This window comes from Mycobacterium sp. Soil_C_30, assembly GCF_057656995.1.
The window spans coordinates 40873-58157 of record NZ_JBDGJH010000015.1; the positions used below are offsets into that span (position 1 = coordinate 40873).

Annotated in this window: 16 protein-coding genes; 9 read left to right on the forward strand and 7 right to left on the reverse strand. The window is 66.5% G+C overall.

Annotation, left to right across the window (positions count from 1 at the left end; translation table 11 throughout):
• Positions 1-13 precede the first annotated feature (13 nt).
• From AC3A6P_RS24265 to AC3A6P_RS24275, 3 genes are all read left to right on the forward strand, one after another.
• A complete protein-coding gene (locus AC3A6P_RS24265) occupies positions 14-1369 on the forward strand; it encodes an MFS transporter (RefSeq protein WP_487694441.1) in 1356 nt (451 codons plus the stop codon).
• 17 nt (positions 1370-1386) lie between these two features.
• Entirely contained in the window at positions 1387-2310 is a 924-nt protein-coding gene (locus AC3A6P_RS24270; RefSeq protein ID WP_487694443.1) for a TAXI family TRAP transporter solute-binding subunit, read from the forward strand.
• Positions 2311-2456: 146 nt separating this feature from the next.
• Positions 2457-2741 carry a hypothetical protein gene (locus tag AC3A6P_RS24275; protein ID WP_487694444.1) on the forward strand — a complete coding sequence of 95 codons (285 nt, stop codon included), beginning with the start codon at positions 2457-2459 and terminating at the stop codon, positions 2739-2741.
• A 4-nt stretch (positions 2742-2745) separates the two neighbouring features.
• Here AC3A6P_RS24275 and AC3A6P_RS24280 read toward each other — a convergent pair whose 3' ends face one another.
• Positions 2746-3681, reverse strand: a complete 936-nt coding sequence (locus tag AC3A6P_RS24280; protein ID WP_487694445.1) for a lytic transglycosylase domain-containing protein — start codon at positions 3679-3681, stop codon at positions 2746-2748.
• A gap of 42 nt (positions 3682-3723) precedes the next feature.
• Here AC3A6P_RS24280 and AC3A6P_RS24285 point away from each other — a divergent pair, with 42 nt between their 5' ends.
• Positions 3724-4557, forward strand: a complete 834-nt coding sequence (locus tag AC3A6P_RS24285) for a DUF1460 domain-containing protein (protein ID WP_487694446.1) — start codon at positions 3724-3726, stop codon at positions 4555-4557.
• Positions 4558-4572: 15 nt separating this feature from the next.
• Here the strand turns inward: AC3A6P_RS24285 and AC3A6P_RS24290 are convergent, their stop codons facing one another.
• The 4 genes from AC3A6P_RS24290 to AC3A6P_RS24305 form a co-directional block, all read right to left on the reverse strand.
• Positions 4573-5187 carry a cation efflux transmembrane domain-containing protein gene (locus tag AC3A6P_RS24290; RefSeq protein ID WP_487694447.1) on the reverse strand — a complete coding sequence of 205 codons (615 nt, stop codon included), beginning with the start codon at positions 5185-5187 and terminating at the stop codon, positions 4573-4575.
• Entirely contained in the window at positions 5178-5516 is a 339-nt protein-coding gene (locus AC3A6P_RS24295; protein WP_487694449.1) for an ArsR/SmtB family transcription factor, read from the reverse strand. Before AC3A6P_RS24295 ends, AC3A6P_RS24290 begins: the two co-directional genes overlap by 10 nt.
• A gap of 71 nt (positions 5517-5587) precedes the next feature.
• On the reverse strand, positions 5588-6256 hold the full coding sequence (locus tag AC3A6P_RS24300) for a pyridoxamine 5'-phosphate oxidase family protein (protein WP_487694450.1): 669 nt from the start codon (positions 6254-6256) through the stop codon (positions 5588-5590).
• Positions 6257-6309: 53 nt separating this feature from the next.
• Positions 6310-7980, reverse strand: coding sequence for a glycoside hydrolase family 13 protein (locus AC3A6P_RS24305; protein WP_487694452.1), 1671 nt, complete (start codon positions 7978-7980; stop codon positions 6310-6312).
• 203 nt (positions 7981-8183) lie between these two features.
• On the opposite strand from AC3A6P_RS24305, the gene AC3A6P_RS24310 reads away from it, so the two are divergent.
• Genes AC3A6P_RS24310 through AC3A6P_RS24330 form a run of 5 tightly spaced genes read left to right on the forward strand, consistent with a single transcriptional unit; the run spans position 8184 to position 13710 of the window.
• Positions 8184-9479 (forward strand): extracellular solute-binding protein, encoded by a 1296-nt coding sequence (locus AC3A6P_RS24310; protein WP_487694453.1) that lies wholly within the window; start codon positions 8184-8186, stop codon positions 9477-9479.
• Positions 9476-10408 carry a carbohydrate ABC transporter permease gene (locus AC3A6P_RS24315; protein WP_487694454.1) on the forward strand — a complete coding sequence of 311 codons (933 nt, stop codon included), beginning with the start codon at positions 9476-9478 and terminating at the stop codon, positions 10406-10408. Before AC3A6P_RS24310 ends, AC3A6P_RS24315 begins: the two co-directional genes overlap by 4 nt.
• Positions 10405-11238: a carbohydrate ABC transporter permease gene (locus tag AC3A6P_RS24320; protein ID WP_487694455.1), complete on the forward strand. Its 834-nt coding sequence runs from the start codon at positions 10405-10407 to the stop codon at positions 11236-11238. The genes AC3A6P_RS24315 and AC3A6P_RS24320 overlap by 4 nt, the downstream gene beginning before the upstream one ends.
• Positions 11239-11240: 2 nt before the next feature.
• Complete coding sequence (locus AC3A6P_RS24325) at positions 11241-12440, forward strand: ABC transporter ATP-binding protein (protein WP_487694456.1); 1200 nt, start codon at positions 11241-11243, stop codon at positions 12438-12440.
• A 4-nt stretch (positions 12441-12444) separates the two neighbouring features.
• Positions 12445-13710, forward strand: a complete 1266-nt coding sequence (locus AC3A6P_RS24330) for a DUF4032 domain-containing protein (protein WP_487694457.1) — start codon at positions 12445-12447, stop codon at positions 13708-13710.
• A 35-nt stretch (positions 13711-13745) separates the two neighbouring features.
• On the opposite strand, the gene AC3A6P_RS24335 is transcribed toward AC3A6P_RS24330, so the two are convergent.
• Entirely contained in the window at positions 13746-15479 is a 1734-nt protein-coding gene (locus AC3A6P_RS24335; protein ID WP_487694458.1) for an HNH endonuclease signature motif containing protein, read from the reverse strand.
• A gap of 115 nt (positions 15480-15594) precedes the next feature.
• Complete coding sequence (locus tag AC3A6P_RS24340; protein ID WP_487694459.1) at positions 15595-17226, reverse strand: CotH kinase family protein; 1632 nt, start codon at positions 17224-17226, stop codon at positions 15595-15597.
• Positions 17227-17285: the final 59 nt, after the last annotated feature.

Here is a 17285-nt window from a genome sequence, read left to right on the forward strand (position 1 = left end):
GAGGAGCTGTCCCATGAGCAACCCGGCCACCGCACTCGGCCCGGAGAAGTCGCCGACGTCGTCGCCCGCCGCCACCCGGCGGGCCGTGCTGAACACGCTGCGGGGCTCGTCCGGAAACCTCGTCGAGTGGTACGACGTGTACGTCTACACCGTGTTCGCGACGTACTTCGAGAGCCAGTTCTTCGATTCCGCGGACAAGAACTCGACCATCTACGTCTACGCCATCTTCGCCGTCACCTTCGTGATGCGCCCGGTCGGCTCGTGGTTCTTCGGCCGCTTCGCCGACCGCCGCGGCCGACGTGCGGCACTGACGTTCAGCGTGTCTCTGATGGCCGCATGCTCACTGGTCATCGCGCTCACCCCCGGACGCGAGAGCATCGGGGTGTGGGCGGCGGTGATCCTGGTGCTGTGCCGGCTGGTGCAGGGGTTCGCCACCGGCGGTGAGTACGGGGCATCGGCCACGTACATGTCCGAGGCGGCCACCCGCGAACGGCGCGGTTTCTTCTCCTCCTTCCAGTACGTCACCCTCGTCGGCGGCCATGTGCTGGCCCAGCTCACCCTGCTGGTGCTGCAGACCTTCCTCAGCCAGGAACAGATCGAGGAATTCGGTTGGCGCATCGCCTTTTTGATCGGCGGGGTGGCAGCGGTGGTGGTCTTCTGGCTGCGGCGCAGCATGGACGAGTCACTGACCGCCGAACAGCTCGACGCGGTGCGCCGCGGCGACGACCACGGGTCGGGCTCACTGCGCAACCTGTTCGTCCATCACTGGCGGGCGCTGCTGACCTGCTTCGCCGTCACCATCGGCGGCACCATCGCGTTCTACACCTACAGCGTCAACGCACCCGCGATCGTGAAGTCCACCTATGAAGACCACGGGATGACCGCGACCTGGCTCAACCTGATCGGCCTGACATTCCTGATGGTGATCCAGCCGATCGGCGGCCTGATCAGCGACAAGGTGGGCCGCAAGCCGGTGCTGGTGTTCTTCGGTGTCGGCGCGGTGTTCTACACCTACGTCCTGATCACATTCCTGCCGAAGACCACATCGGTTGCGGCATCTCTGACGCTGGTCTGCATCGGTTACGTGATCCTCACCGGCTACACGTCCATCAATGCCATCGTGAAGGCGGAACTGTTCCCGTCGAATGTGCGTGCCCTGGGCGTGGGACTGGGCTACGCCCTGGCGAACTCGGCATTCGGTGGCACCGCCCCGCTGATCTATCAGGCCGCCAAAGGCGGTGGCCACGTGCCCTGGTTCATCGCCTACGTCACGGTCGTGATCGCCATCTCGCTGTTGGTCTACATCTTCGTGCTGCGGAACAAGTCCGAAACCGAACTGGACCGCGAACAGGGCCGCGCGTTCGTCTGACGGCCTAGATTTGACCGGTGTTCGATCGGCGGACGGCGCTTCGCGGCGCGGGTGTTCTGGGCGTCGTGTTGGCCACGTCGGCCTGCGGGGTACGTCCCGACGCCGAACTGAGGTTGGCGGCAGGTGAGTCCGGAGGCTTCTTCTGGGAGTTCTCCGGACTGCTGGCCGCCGCCCTCGACCGGGCCGGTGCGGCCCGCGTCACTCCCCTGCATTCCGAGGGCTCGGCCGACAACCTCGAGGCGCTGCGCTCCGGACGCGCCGAACTGGCGCTGAGCCTGATCGACACCGCCTACGAGAGCGCCGACCGGGACACCCTGACGGCGGTGGGCTGTGTGTACGAGAACTACTTCCAGGTGGCGGTGCGCCACGACTCCCCGATCGTCTCGACCGACGATCTGCATGGGCGCCTGGTGAGCGTCGGTGCCCCGGGGTCGGGAGCCGCCTCGTTGTCGGCCCGCGTGCTCGCCGCAGCGGGACTGCCGCAACCCGGCGACATCCGCAGTGTGGAGTTGCCGATGCGGGAGGCCGCCACTGAACTCGCCGGCGGGACCGTCGACGCGGTGATGTGGGCCGGCGGGCTGCCGACCCCGGCCTTCACGGCCACCGACGCCGGGATCCGGCTGCTGGACCTCACCGCAGTGGTGGCCCGGCTCAGAGAGTCGTACGGGACCACCTACGAAGCGGTGCCCGTCCCGGCCGACGTCTACGGGCGCCATGCCGCGGTCACCACCGTCGGCGTGGCCAACCTGTTGTTGGCCCGACGGGATGTCGCCGACGACGCCATCGCGAGCATCGTGGACGTCCTCATCGACGATTCAGCGGATCTGGTGCCCGCCCAAGCGGTGGGCAGCCAGTTCCTGGACGCGCAGTCACTGATCCTCACCGGTGCCATCCCGTTACATCCCGGGGCTGCGCAGGAGTACCGCCGCCGGCACGGCTGAGCACGTACTCCCGACTGTGCCCGGCCATGGAGTTTCCTCCGGGTCCGCTGTGGGGCAATGCGGCTGCGGCCGGCGCCTCGTTACCGTGAGCACAACGCGTCCTCCTGTCCGATGGATCGGATGCTCGACGGGAATGACCGACACTCATGGGCAGAAATCTGATCTTCGCGGGAGCCGCCGTGGCCGCCCTTCTGATGGGCACCGCGGCACCGGCCACTGCGAGCGAGATCGTGGCCGATCCGTCAACGGTGTCGGCCAGCTCAGGAGCGGGCAGTCAGGTGCGGACGGCGGCGGTACAGGGCGATGTCCGCACCTCGGGGACCCAGGGCCTGGTCCGGAGCAACGTCAAAGCCGTGCCCGGAACCCGAGCCCAGCCCATGCCGACACCGAACACCTGCGACGGAGAGCTCAACTACACCTGCGACGACTGACGGCCTACTGCGGATTGGTCGCCAGGAACTCCTCGACCGGGATCGGTGCCGCAGCGGCGTAACCCACCGGCAGAACCACGTCGCCGGCGGTGGTGCCGTAGTAGACGTCCCAGCGGTAGTACCCGCCGAAAGCGCCCGGGTTCGACGCGATCACCGCCGCGTAGGCGCTGACGGCCCGGACGTAGCGGTTGGAGTTGTTGTAGCGGTAGAGCGCCTGGTCGCGGTTGCCGGCGAAACCGTGCGCCGCCAGGAAACGGCCGGCGGCCATGATGCTGTCGTGGGGCGACCGGATGTCACCGCCCTGTCCGTAGCTGGCGAATGTCGACGGCAGGAACTGCATCGGCCCTTGCGCACCGGCGGTGCTCACACCGTCGACGCGCCCGAACGCGGTCTCCACGAAGTTGATCGCGGCCAGGTAGTTCCAGCTGACGCCGGTGGCTGCCTCGGCCTGGCGGTAGTAGCCCAGCAGCTGCTGTGCCGGCGGGGGCGACACGATGCGCCATGCGGGGACCGTGGGTTTGCCGACGCGACTGCTCAGGGCGGTGAGGTCGCGCCGTGCGTCGACGTTGCGGATGTAGGCCTCGAGCAGCGGGGCCGGGACCCGTCCCCGCGCGATCGCCTCCCACTCGGGATGGCGCCCCAGCGCGCGGTACGCGGCTTGCTGACGCCGCGCGGCAGCGACGAGTTCGGCTTCTGTCGACGACGGGTCGCGTAGCGCCTGCTCGTCGCGGACGAGATCGTCGGCGAGCTGGGCAGGGTCGGCCGCCAATCGTGGTTGGGCGCGTTCCGGTGGCCGCGGGGCAGCCGGCTGGGTGGCGACGGGTTGGGAGGACTCGGTGGACGGTGGTGTGACGGCCGACGGTGTGGTGGCCGGCGGCGTGCAGCCGGTGAGCGCCACCATGATCGTGACGACCACGGGCACCGCGGCGCGAAAAGGCATACGGCTCAAAAACTCCACTCTCCGGCATGTCGACCCACCCGAGTGTCCCCTATCTGCCGTCGGACATCAATCAGCCGACGGCCACGTACAGTGGGCCGCGTGCGCCGGTGTCGTATTGCATGGCTGGGGTTGGTGGCGGCCCTGGTGCTCGCCCTGAGCCCCGTGCCCGTCGCATCCGCGGTGCCGGTTCTGATCTCCGCGGACAGTGAGCGGATACTCCAGACGATGCTGGCCGTGCCCGCGGACACGGTTTCGGCTGCCTTCCTGGGAACTCCCTACGGCGCAAACACTCTCGTCGGCTCGGCGGACGAGCCCGAGGAACTGGTGGTCGAGCTGCAGCGGGTCGACTGTTTCACCTACGCCGACTATGTCGAAGCCCTCAAGCGCGCCGGTGGCGATCGAAATGCATTCATGGACAGCCTGATCGACATTCGGTACAAGGACGGCGTGATCGGATTCGCCAATCGGAAGCACTTCTTCACCGACTGGGCCGCGACGGCGCCCGCGGTGGCCACCGATATCACCGCCGGCCTGAGCGACAAGGCGATCGAGACCACGAAGAACCTGAACGCGAAAGACTCCGGTGGGGTGTACCTGCCGGGTCTGCCGGTCGTCGCGCGCACCCTGTCCTACCTGCCCAGCGAGCAGGTGGACGAGGAGGTGCTGAGCCGGTTACGCACCGGGGACTATCTGGGCGCGTACGCCGACGACGGTGGCCTCGACGTCACGCATGTCGGAATCTTCGTCAGCACGCCGCAGGGACCCCTGTTCCGCAACGCCTCGTCGTTGAGCGCGGACAACAAGGTGGTCGACACACCGCTGGCGGACTACCTCGCCACCGTTCCGGGTCTGGTGGTACTGCGTCCGGTGGTGTGACACGCTGCTCGCCACCTAGCAGCAGGCCCTGCCTTTCCACGCCTCGCGGCCCTCTTTCACGGCGACGGCGGCGATCACCAATCCGGCAACCGGGTCGGCCCAGGACCAGCCGAACGCGCTGTTGAGCACCAGGCCGGCGAGCAGCACCGCCGACAGGTAGGTGCACAGCAGGGTCTGCTTGGAGTCGGCCACCGCAGACACCGACCCGAGTTCGCGGCCCGCCCGGCGCTGCGCGTAGGACAGCACCGGCATGATCACGAGACTCGTTGAGGCCAAGACGATTCCGATCGTCGAGTGCTCCGGCTCCCCCACCCCTGCGAGCGAGCGGACCGCATCCACCGTGACATAACCCGCGAGCCCGAAGAACGACAGGGCGATGATCCGCAGGGCGGCCTTCTCCCGGGCCTCGGGATCGCGACCGGCGAACTGCCAGGCCACCGCAGCGGCCGACGAGACCTCGATGACGGAGTCCAATCCGAAGCCGATGAGCGCCGTGGAGGACACCCGCGCGCCTTCTGTCAGGGCCACCACGGCTTCGACGACGTTGTAGGTGATGGTCGCAGCGACGAAGCACCGGATCCGCCGCCGCAGGATGAGGCGGCGATCCGCCGAGACGGCGGTCACCGGCACCCGCAGACGCTGCCGTCGGCGCCGATGCACACACACTCCCGGTCGACCGCCAGCACCAGACCCATCAAGTCATCGAGGGCGTGGCCGATACGACGGTCGGCCAGCTCGTACCGCGCGCGGCGTCCTTCCGGCACGGCGACCACGAGACCGCAGCCGCGCAGACACGCCAGGTGATTGGACAGGATCTGCCGCGACACCCCGAGACGATCGGCCAGTTCCGCCGGATAACTCGGTGCATCGTTGAGCTGCAACAGGATTCGGGTCCTGGTCGGGTCGGACAACGCATGCCCGAACCGGGCGAGTGCCTCCGTGTGTGCCACCGTGTGCATACCCGGACAGTACAGGGCTTTCTGTATCCAGAAAAGAATGTATCAATCTTGGCACTCGTCGTGCACCATGACTAGGCGTCCGGGCGCTTGTTCGCCAGGCCGCCGGTCATGCCGCGCACCGACCCCGGCACCGGCACACCGGTGGGGCAGTCCGGCGCGCGTCGTGGCTCCCCGTAGACCGTGGTCAGCGGCACCACACCGGCCCAGGCGCCGGCCGCGACGTCCTCATCGGGGTCGTCGGGCCAGCCGGCACTCACCTTGAGCGACCAGTTGTCCTCACCGATGGCCATCCTCAGGGCCATCGTCGCCGCCAGCTCCCTTCTCCTGCTGGCCCGCAGTTCGGCAACACGTCCGGGGATGAAGGAGTCGGTGAGCGCCTCCAGGTACGACTCCTTGTCGTCGTCGGCCACCACCTCGAAGCTCCCGTACAGCACCGCGCTGCGATAGTGGAAGGAGGACTCGAATCCGCTGCGCGCCACCACAACCCCGTCCAGCGTCGTCACCGACACCGCCACCGCGGCGCCCTCGGCCACCGCACGCATCCAGGGTGAGCCGGTGGAACCGTGGATGACGAGGTCGTCGCCGATGCGGGCGAACCCGGTGGGAAAGATGACCGGGTGGCCGTCACGTACCAGCGCGACGGTTGCCAGCGGGGTGGCTTCGAGCAACGCGTACAAGTCGGCGCGCGAAATGTTCTGCTTTTCACTGAGACGGGAGACCCGCGTCGAAGGCTGCGACACAGGTGCAAGCGTCCCATCTCGGCGCCGATCGCGCGCGGGAATATCGTCCGGGCTCAGACCGCCAGCCAGGCCGCGGCGTCAGGCGGCAAAGTGGTGAGCACCTCCGGCACCGACGCCACCACCACCGTCGCACCCGCGGGGAGTTCGACATCGGTGGTGCCGGTGTTCACCCAGCACTGCGCGGCGCCGCGGGTGAAGGCCAGCACATCCGGCCCGGTGGCCTGCCACTGCACCTGGGCGGTGGGCTCCCACAACTGATCCCGCGACGCCAGCGCAGCACGGTACAGCTGCAGGAAGGACTCCACGTCACTTTCCTGGACCTCGACGGACAGCTCACCCCAATGCGGAGGCTGCGGCAGCCACGTCGAGGACGTCGACCCCGGTGGCGAAAACCCGTACGGCGCATCACCCTTGGTCCACGGCAGTGGGACCCGACAACCGTCGCGGCCCACATCGGTGAACCCGGACTGCACCCAGGTGGGATCCTGCCTCACCTCGTCGGGCAGGTCCTCGACCTCCTCGAGCCCCAGTTCCTCCCCCTGGTACACGTACGCGGTTCCCGGCAGCGCCAACTGCAGCAGCGCGCACGCTCGCGCGCGCCGCCGGCCCAGGGCATGGTCAGCCGCTTCCTCGGCCCAGCGGGCCCGCTCCCACTCGCTTTCGATCGAGTCCTCGGGCTGCGAACGGGAGTACCTGGTCACGGTCCGTGGCACGTCGTGGTTGGACAGCACCCAGGTGGGCGGGGCCCCCACCGACGCCGCGCTGGCGATGGCGTCGTCGATCACCGTCCGCAGGCTGCTCGCCCGCCACGGCGCACGCAGGAAGTCGAACTGGAAAGCTGTGTGCAGTTCGTCGGGCCGCAGATACCGCGCCAGCCGCTCATTGCTGGGCACCCACGCCTCGGCGATGAAAACCCGTTCCGGCGCATAACGATTGGCCACCGACCGCCAGCCCCGGTAGATCTCGTGCACTCCGTCTTGATCCCACGCCGGATGCGATTCGTTGTGTTGGGCACCTTCTGTGGGCGCACCCCGGTCCGGCAGGCCCGCCGCCTTGACCAGACCGTGGGCCACATCGATCCGGAAGCCGTCGACCCCCTTGTCGAACCAGAACGCCAGCACACTCTCGAATTCCGCGCGCACCTCCGGATGTTCCCAGTTCAGGTCCGGCTGCGCCGGCGCGAACAGATGCAGGTACCACAGACCGTCATCGACGCGTGTCCACGCCGGACCGCCGAACACCGACTGCCAATCGTTGGGCGGCAGTTCACCGTCCGGACCGCGGCCGGCCCGGAACAGGTAGCGGTCCCGGGCGCCGGGCTCGTCCCGCAGGGCGGCCGCGAACCACGGGTGCCGGTCCGAGGTGTGGTTCGGGACGATATCGAGGATCACCCGGATACCCACTGTGTGAGCCTGCCGGATAAAGGCCTCCGCCTGGTCCAGGGTGCCGTAGGTCGGCTCGATCGACCGGAAATCGGCGACGTCGTAGCCGGCATCGGCCATCGGCGAGGGGTACCAGGGATTGATCCACACTGCGTCGATGCCGAGCTTGGCCAGATACGGCAAACGGGACGTCAAGCCGGTGATGTCACCGATGCCGTCTCCGTTGCCGTCCGCGAAGCTACGGATGTAGACCTGATACACCACCGCCGTCTTCCACCACGCCGCGTCGGGCTCGACGGCCAACGGGGCGCTTTCGCCCGTAGTCACAGTTGTCACAGTCATCAGCGTTGACTGTGCCCTTTTCGGTGTCAAGCGAAACCGAATGCGACGCGCACACTTTCGTTTTGCCCCGCCGACCGGTTTCGGCGTCGCAACGCTTTCGAGACCCGCGGGACACTTCCAGCAGGTTATGATCTGTGCCACACTGGCCGAAGCGGTAGCCGCAGATCACTTCGACCTGTCCGCAGCGTGGCGGTGGAGGCGCGATGAAACGTTTGGCATTTCGGCGTGCGACGGCTCTTGCCGCGGCCCCTGTTGTGGCCGCCGGGCTGTTGACGGCCTGTGGCGGCTCGTCGGGGCCGCCGGTCCTGACGTGGTACGCGATGCCCGACAACGGCGGCGCCGCGACACGTGCGCAGCAATGCGCCGACGCCTCCGGCGGCGCGTACGAGGTCAGCCTGGAAGTGCTGCCGGCAAATGCGACGGGTCAGCGGGAGCAGCTGGTCCGCCGACTGGCCGCCGGTGACACGTCGATCGATGTCATCAGTGTCGATGTGGTGTACACCGCCGAGTTCGCCAACGCCGGCTTCCTCCGCCCCTACACCGAGCAGGAGACCGCGCGGCTGACCAACGGAATGCTGCCCGCACCTGTCGAGACCGGCATGTGGAAGGACAAACTGTACGCCGCACCGTTCAAGACCAACGCCCAATTGCTCTGGTACCGAAAGTCACTGGCGCAGGCCGCGGGCGTCGACCCCACCAGTCCGGGTTTCACATGGGACGAGATGATCAAAGCCGCTGTGGCACAGGACAAGACGATTGCCAGCCAGGGCGCCCGGTACGAGGGCTACATGGTGTGGGTCAACGCTCTGGTGCTCTCCGGGGGCGGCCAGATCCTCGAAGACTCCGAAGCCGGGCGCAATGCCAGACCGTCGCTGGCCACCCCGGCCGGCGAGAAGGCCGCCGAGATCATCGGCAACATCGGCCGCTCCCCCGCCGCGCCGGCGGATCTGTCCAACGCGCAGGAGGAACAGTCCCGGGCGACATTCCAGGGTGAGCGTGGCGGTTTCATGGTCAACTGGCCGTACGTGCTGGCCGCCGCGCGCGGCGCTGCCGAGGAGGGCAGCCTGGCGCAGGAAGTGGTCGACGACATCGGGTGGGCCCGGTATCCACGGGTGTTCCCGGACCAGCCCAGCGCACCGCCCCTGGGCGGGGCGAACCTCGGAATCGGCGCCTACTCGGAGCATCCCGAGGAAGCGGTGGCCTTGGTGGAATGCGTCAACGAGTTGGAGAAGGCCACCCAGTACATGCTCGACGAGGGGGAACCCTCGCCGTACGCGGCGTCCTACGACGATCCCGAGGTGCGCGAGAACTACCCGAATGCCGACCTGATCCGCGAGTCCATCGCCGAGGGCGGCCCGCGCCCGCTCACCCCGTTCTACGTCGACGTCGCCGGCTCGATCTTCCAGACCTGGCACCCCCCGGCCTCGGTGACCGCTGAAACACCGGCCCGGACAGATCAATTCATGGCCGATGTGCTCAGCGGAAGGCGGCTCCTGTGACCACCCTGGAAAAACCGAGCAAGTCGCAGAAGGCCGCCGACGCCACCACCAGCGACCGGGTGAAGGGCGAGCGCCGGCTCGGCTTCTACCTGACACTGCCGTCCTACATCGTGATGATCCTGGTGACGGCCTACCCGCTGGGCTACGCCCTGGTGTTGTCGCTCTACAACTACCGCCTGACCGATCCGGCCGGGCGTGAGTTCGTGGGTCTGTCGAACTATCTGGTGATCATCACCGACCCGGTGTGGTGGAACGACTTCATCACCACCCTGCTCATCACGATCGTCACCGTGGCCGTCGAACTGGTTCTCGGATTCTGGTTCGCGTTCGTGATGCTGCGGATCATCCGCGGTCGTGGTCCCTTGCGCACCGCCATCCTGATCCCCTATGGCATCGTCACCGTGGTCTCGGCGTTCATCTGGCGCTACGCCTTCGCCATCGACTCGGGGTTCGTCAACCAGTGGTTGAACCTCGGGTCGTTCGACTGGTTCGGTGACCGCTGGTCGGCGATCTTCGTGATCTGCCTGTCCGAGATCTGGAAGACCACCCCGTTCATCTCACTGCTGCTGCTCGCCGGCCTGGTGCAGGTGCCCGAGGACATGCAGGAAGCGGCGAAGGTGGACGGCGCCACCGCGTGGCAGCGCCTCTACAAGGTGACGCTGCCGAACATGAAGGCCGCCATCATGGTGGCGCTGCTGTTCCGCACCCTGGACGCCTGGCGAATCTTCGACAACCCGTTCGTGATGACCAACGGCGCCAACAACACCGAGACCATCTCCTTCCTGGCCTACCGGCAGAACGTGACGCTGGTGAACCTCGGCATGGGGTCCGCGGTCTCGGTACTGCTGTTCCTGTCGGTGGTGGCCATCGCCTTTGTCTTCGTCAAGGGCTTCAAGACCGACCTGTCTCAGGTGAGGGGGGACCAGTGAACTCGGCCAAGGCCAACAGATGGTGGACCATCGCCGGCATCGCCATCGTCCTCTACAGCTTCTTCCCACTGGCGTGGATGATCAGCCTGGCCTTCAAGCCGCCGGCCGACATCGTGTCCGGGAGCCCTCAATTCCTGCCCACCTCATGGACTTTCGACAACTTCGCCACCATCTTCAGCGACTCGTTGTTCACCCGGGCGCTCATCAACTCCATCGGCATCGCCCTGATCGCGACCGTGATCTCGGTGGTGATCGCGATGTTCGCCTCCTATGCGATCGCCCGGCTGGAGTTCCGCGGAAAGAAGCTGCTGCTGTCGCTGGCGCTGGGGATCGCGATGTTCCCGCAGGCCGCGCTGGTGGGGCCGTTGTTCAACATGTGGCGCGGACTCGGCATCTATGACACCTGGCTGGGTCTGATCATCCCCTACATGACCTTCGCCCTGCCGCTGTCGATCTGGACCATGTCGGCGTTCTTCCGGCAGATCCCCTGGGAGATGGAGCATGCCGCCCAGGTGGACGGCGCCACACAGTGGCAGGCGTTCCGCAAGGTGATCATCCCGCTGGCCGCACCCGGAGTGTTCACCACCGCGATCCTGACGTTCTTCTTCTGCTGGAACGACTTCCTGTTCTCCATCTCCTTGACGTCGACCAACAGCGCCCGCACCGTGCCCGCGGCGCTGGCGTTCTTCCAGGGCGCGTCGTACTTCGAATCAGCAGTGCCCTACATCATGGCGGCCTCAGTGATCGTCACTATTCCCGTGGTGATCCTGGTGCTGATCTTCCAGCGCCGGATCGTCGCCGGATTGACCTCAGGAGCAGTGAAGGGATAACCATGGCCGAGATCACCATGCAAAACATCGTCAAGCAGTACGGCGACGGCTTTCCAGCGGTCAACGACGTCAGCCTCGACATCGCCGACGGCGAGTTCATGATCCTCGTCGGCCCCTCCGGCTGCGGAAAATCGACACTGCTGCGGATGATCGTGGGACTGGAGGACATCACCTCCGGTGACATGATCATCGGCGGCAAGAGGGTCAATGACAAGGCCCCCCGGGATCGCAACCTGGCCATGGTGTTTCAGAACTACGCGCTGTACCCGCATCTGACCGTGTTCGAGAACATCGCGTTCCCGCTGCGCCTGGCCGGCAAGCTGTCCGATGACGAGATCCGCAAAACCGTCACCGAGGCCGCCCAAACCCTGGAGCTCCAGGACCATCTGGATCGCAAACCCGCGAATCTGTCGGGCGGCCAGCGTCAGCGTGTCGCCATGGGGCGGGCCATCGTCCGCCACGCCGACGCATTCCTGTTCGACGAGCCGCTGTCCAATCTCGACGCCAAACTCCGCGGCCAGATGCGGATGGAAATCCTGCGCCTGCAGCGCAAGCTCGGCGTGACGACCGTGTACGTCACCCACGACCAGACCGAGGCGATGACCCTCGGTGACCGCGTGGCTGTGCTGAAAAAGGGCATCCTGCAACAGGTTGCCAGCCCGCGTGAGCTCTACGACCAGCCGGTCAACCTGTTCGTGGCGGGCTTCATCGGCTCACCGCCGATGAACTTCGTACCGGCCTCGGTGCGCGGCAGGCAATTGGAGCTGCCGTTCGCGTCCATCCCGATGCGTCCCGAATGGGAGAAGGTCACCGAAGAGGGCAAGGTGTACATCGCCGGTATCCGTCCGGGTGCCTTCGAAGACGCCAGCCTGATCGATGCCGACAAGAGCAACCGCGGTGTCTCCTTCGACGTCGACATCGACATGACGGAATGGCTGGGCAACGAGCAGTACGCGTTCGTGCCGTTCGAGGCGCCCGCCGAGATCACCAGTCATCTGGCGCAGTTGGCCTCCGAACTGGACAGCGAGCAGCTGCGTACCCAGCTCTGCGTCGAGCTGGACCCGTTGAGCCGGGTGCGTTCGGGCGACAAAGCCAAACTGTGGCTGGACACCTCTCGTCTGCACCTGTTCGATCCGCAGAACGGCAACAACCTAACCCGCACAGCAGGTTCGGAGCAGCGCGAACCGGTCAACGCCGGCTGAGGCCATGCGCGCACCGGAGCTGCGGCTGCGGGCACCGACACCCGACCTGGTGGCACTGCCCTGGGAATTGCCGCTGTCCGAGTGGATGGTGCCCGATGTCCCGTTGCGTGACATCGCCGTCGGGCCGAGCCGGCACCTGGTCAAGTTCGTCGAATGCGACGGCAAGCTGTGGGCGTTGAAGGATCTGCCGCCACGCATCGCGGTCAAGGAGTACGACGTCCTGCGGCAACTCGAGGACATGGAACTCAACGCCGTGCGCCCCGCCGGGGTGGTGCTGCAACCCGAACACGAGACCGCGATCCTGGTGACCCGCTATCTCGAGGGCTCGTGGCAGTATCGCCGGCTGTTCATGCGGCTGCCTCCCGACAAACCCAGGCACCGCGCGCGGCTGCTCGACGCCATGGCCTCGCTGATGGTGGAGTTGCACCGCCACGGGGTGTTCTGGGGTGACTGTTCGTTGGCCAACACGCTGTTCTCCCGTGACGGCCAGGTGCTGCAAGCCGCGCTGGTAGACGCCGAAACCAGTGCAGTGCATCCGAATCTGTCTGACGGTCAACGACAATGGGATATGGAGATCCTGGTCGAGAACGTGGCGGCGGGCATGATCGACCTGGCCGCCCGGCTGGACCGCCCCGAGGACCTCAACGATGTCCTGATCGCCGAGGCGTTCAGTGTCCGCGAGACCTACGACCGGTTGTGGGAAACCCTGCACACCGAACCGGTTTTCGGGTTCGCCGACCGCTACGAGGTCGAGGGAACCATCCGCAAGCTCAACGAACTGGGCTTCGCGGTGGACGAGGTGTCGCTGCAACCGGTCAGCGCCGACCCGAGCCAGTTGCGCCTCAAAGTGGCCGTCGGCGACCGCCGCTACCACGCCCAGCATCTGCGCGCCCTGACCGGTCTGGACGTCGGTGAGGGCCAGGCCAGGATCCTGCTCGGTGATCTGCACGCCTATCAGGCGCAGTTGTGCCGTGAGGCCGGCGAGGACGTCGACGAGGGCACCGCGGCGCGGCTCTGGTTGATGGAGGTGGCCACCCCGACCATGCACCGGGCGCATACCGCAGTGGGCAACGCCGGTTCCGATATCCAGGCGTTCTGCGATCTGCTCGAGGTGCGTTGGCTGCTGTCCGAGCAGGCCGGGCATGACGTCGGCACCGAGAAAGCGCTTGTGGCGCTGGCCCGTAACCGGGTGCCGGCCGACTCCGCCGCGGAGATGGTCGTTGTCGAGGTGCCCACCGAGCCTTTCGAAGTGCTCTCCGAGGACGACTAGCACGTCCCGGCAGTGGGCCGAGGCACCCCACCCACTCACGGTGGTAATTCCTCACCACGTTCCGCGCGGTAGGCGGCGTTGAGCGCGCGCTCTGCGGCGATGCGGTAAGCGCGGTCCTTGGCCTTGCTGCGTTTTCGTTTTGGCATCTTGACCGATTTGTCGTATGCCGGTGGTGTTCTCGGGCTGCCCCGCTGCACCGGAGCCGAGGTGACGTCCGCGGCCGGGAACAGCAGCCGGCTCAGCGGAATGCTGGTGTAGGTGTGACCAGTCGGGGTGGTCACACGTATTGTGCCGTCGGGGTTTTGCGCATCCGACCAACCGTCGCGGAACGTCTTGATCAGGTGATCGTGTCGGCAGTATCCCTTGATGTTGGAGGCGTGCGTGGGCCCGCCGGCGCCCCAGGCGATGGTGTGGTCGAGATCGGCCTCGTCGATCGGCCGGTCACAGCCCGGCATTCGGCATGTCAGATCGCGCGCGCGAGCGAACTCGCGGTCCACGTCGCGGATCCGGTACCCGTCGGCCGGGTCAACGGGCGGAGGCTTGACATGCCGTACTTCGGCGCCGGCGGCGAGCAGCGCGGCGATCAACGCATTGGGCACCACCCCGAATCCCGGGATGAACCCCGGCGGCGATCCCCTCTCGGGGCGCTCCCGGCCCTCTGACTCCACGTCCTGGTCGGTCGCCGGGTCTACGGCCTCGGTCTCCACGGGCGCGGCGCACTGGCGAGCGCCGGGTGCCGGCTCTCCGCCGGTCTGTTCCTCGGACGCACCAGCGGCGGGACCGGACCGTACATCGGCAGCGTCCGACGGCGAAGGCGCGTCGGCTTGGGTCTGTTCCTCGGACGCACCAGCGGTCCTGCTGTCGACGATGGGCACGTTTTCGGGGGCCCGAGGGAACACCCCCTCGCCGTGGATCAACGCATCCGGCTGGCTCTCGAGCAGGGCGGCTTCGCCGTAGATGTGCACCACAAACCGTGACGCCACCCCGTCATCGGCGGCGGCGGTGCACGTGGGCGACCCGCACAGGCATTTGAGGTGGTCGGCATCAGCACCCAACGCTTCGGCAGCATCGGCCATCCGCTGATCCAGGGTCCGCGGATCATTGGCGCACACCCCTTTGGCCAGCGCGCGGACCCGCCCCATGAACAGCGTCGCGCCCGGCTTGCTCAACCGCATCACTATGGTGGTGACCCCGGACCGGTCATCGTTGTGGTGCACCCGGACCTCGCGGCCCCGCATCGTGTTGCGGACCCGCCGTACCGCATCCGGGTCATACCGCTCGATCCACACGTCGACCGCGTTCTTCAACTTGTAGTACGACAACCCACTCCACCCGCATTCCAGGGCGGCCGCCACACAGGCGGTGTCGATCGCGGCGAGAGCCTCATCGTCAACGACCAGCAAGGTGCGTTCCACCACGGTGGCCATCACCTTGGCCGAGATCTCGCCGCGCAGAAACAGCGCCGCCAGCTTGGGGAAACGCTCCCGCATCGCCACCCCGATCTGCAGCTCGCGATACGCCCAGCCGCGGGAGACCCCGAAGGCCATCCCGATCTCGGCCACCACATCGTCTTCCTCGTCGACCGCACCCAGGCAGCTGTCTTCATCAGCATCAGCCAGCCACAGCGCGGCCCACTCAGCCAGCAACGCCAGGCGCTGGGCCTCCCCGGCCGCGACGATCCGGCCCCAACCGACAGCGGCATCGACCAGCGGGGCGGCATCACTGCCACCCTTGAGCTCGTCGATCAGCGCCGGTAATTGCTGGAACATGCCCCGACCATACCGACACCCACCGACAAATCAGCGTCTCCAAAATCGCAGTGCCAGAAGGCCTTTACTGTCGCTGAGTTGTCGCTCGCCAGGCGGGCATCTCAAGAGTAGGCGCTCAGTAGAGATAGACTCGCGAACCATCACCCTGGTGTACGCGGGGCCGTCCACCGGGAGTGAGATCGGAGCCGAACGTCGCGCTCAGCCCGGTTCGGACACTGGTCAGCTCGGCGAACCCACTGAACGTGAAATCACCGGGCGAATCGACCTTCTGGAAGACGAACTCGTCGGACTGCGCGGTGTTACCGGCACCGCACGTGTAGAGCTGCTTGTGTCCCGCCGGCGTCACCAGTGTGGCGCTGGCGTGCAGGGCTCGGCCGTAGGCCACGTTGGTCAACGACCGGCCGGCACCCAGCGGGGTGATCCGCCACAGGTCGGTCTTGTCATCGTCATCGCGCAGAGGTAGGTGGTAGACCTCGAAGTCCACGGGCGCAGGCGCTCCTGCGGGCACCGATTCGGTGTTGCTGGCATGCAGGCAACGGTCCGCGGCATCCACGACGTAGGCCACGGTGTCATCGGGGAGCCCGCCGCACAGATATCCCGCTGACAGTGCCAGGCGCAGCTGCTGACGAACCTCGGCGATGCGCGAAGCGGCGTCGGGAACGCCGAGATCCGCTACCAACGTCTGCAAACGGTTGATCAGCGGCGTCCAGGTGCCCTGCTGGACGTCACGGGAGAACAAGGTCTCGCGGTAGGTGCGGATCTGATCGAACACCTGCGCGCGGCGCCCGGGGTCGGCTCGCACGAGTTCAGCCACCACGCCGGCCCGGCCGAGCCGAAAGGCCCTGTCAGGACGCAGGATCTGATCGATTCCCCAGGGGATCATCGCGAACTTCACGTCGCCGACACCCGGCTGGGCGACTGCCTGCACATCGTTGTACAGATACGTGTTGTTGGTGTTCTCCGAGTAACTGTCCCAGTGCTTGAGGAAGAACTCCATGGCGTAGAACTTGATGAACTGGTCGAGATTCACCACCTGAGCAGCCCCGGCCAGCCCGTGGGCCGCAATCTGATCGATCGCCAACGACACGTCGGCTTTGTCCTCGAACTGCGACAGCGATTCGACGCCGATGTGGTCCAGCCGATCGGCGATCAGATCGTCGCGGTGCTCAAGCTCGTACAGATTCCCCTTCATGTTGCCGTCGAAGTTGCGCTCGATGTAGCGCTTCATCACGGGCTCGGCACTGACATAAACGCCGGGGTTGCCGATCAGGTTGCCGTTGACGAACACGCGTGCGTAGTTGGACCGGGAGTGCGGCAACCCGGCTGCGGCCAGCATGCGGTAACCCAGCGCCTGCCGGATGTAGGACGCGTCCTGGATCGAATTGTTCAATGTCAGGTACCGCGTCCCGATCAGCGCCTCGACCGCAGCAGAATCGGCGAACTTCCCGAAATCGACGTGGAGACAGGGCTTCTCGCTGCTGATCGAGCCACAGAAGGATTTCTTCTTGACCCCGACATCGGTGAACCTCGCCGGCTGGGAAGGGAATGTGGTGCCCGAGATCTCGACGGCGGAGGCTTTGCGCCAGGTGTAGCGGGGGCCGTCGTTGAAGTCGAAGTTGCACCGGCCTCCCCTGGGTTCTTCGGTGCGGACGAACTCCCAGTCGGCGGGTGCCATGCTGATCTCGACGGTGAGCACGTTGTCGATGTCGTAGAGCGCGTCCATCGCCTGCTGTTGCTCGATACTCATCGCGTCAGTATCGGCCGCTGAACCCCCACCGGTTCGGGTAGCGGACTACCCGAAAATCG

Bases quoted from the DNA above. Each gene is read 5' to 3' on its own strand.
- AC3A6P_RS24265 (WP_487694441.1), top strand. From the start codon at position 14: ATGAGCAACCCGGCCACCGCACTCGGCCCGGAGAAGTCGCCGACGTCG.
- AC3A6P_RS24275 (WP_487694444.1), top strand. From the start codon at position 2,457: ATGGGCAGAAATCTGATCTTCGCGGGAGCCGCCGTGGCCGCCCTTCTG.
- AC3A6P_RS24280 (WP_487694445.1), bottom strand. From the start codon at position 3,681: ATGCCTTTTCGCGCCGCGGTGCCCGTGGTCGTCACGATCATGGTGGCG.
- AC3A6P_RS24295 (WP_487694449.1), bottom strand. From the start codon at position 5,516: ATGCACACGGTGGCACACACGGAGGCACTCGCCCGGTTCGGGCATGCG.
- AC3A6P_RS24305 (WP_487694452.1), bottom strand. From the start codon at position 7,980: ATGACTGTGACAACTGTGACTACGGGCGAAAGCGCCCCGTTGGCCGTC.
- AC3A6P_RS24310 (WP_487694453.1), top strand. From the start codon at position 8,184: ATGAAACGTTTGGCATTTCGGCGTGCGACGGCTCTTGCCGCGGCCCCT.
- AC3A6P_RS24325 (WP_487694456.1), top strand. From the start codon at position 11,241: ATGGCCGAGATCACCATGCAAAACATCGTCAAGCAGTACGGCGACGGC.
- AC3A6P_RS24330 (WP_487694457.1), top strand. From the start codon at position 12,445: ATGCGCGCACCGGAGCTGCGGCTGCGGGCACCGACACCCGACCTGGTG.
- AC3A6P_RS24335 (WP_487694458.1), bottom strand. From the start codon at position 15,479: ATGTTCCAGCAATTACCGGCGCTGATCGACGAGCTCAAGGGTGGCAGT.
- AC3A6P_RS24340 (WP_487694459.1), bottom strand. From the start codon at position 17,226: ATGAGTATCGAGCAACAGCAGGCGATGGACGCGCTCTACGACATCGAC.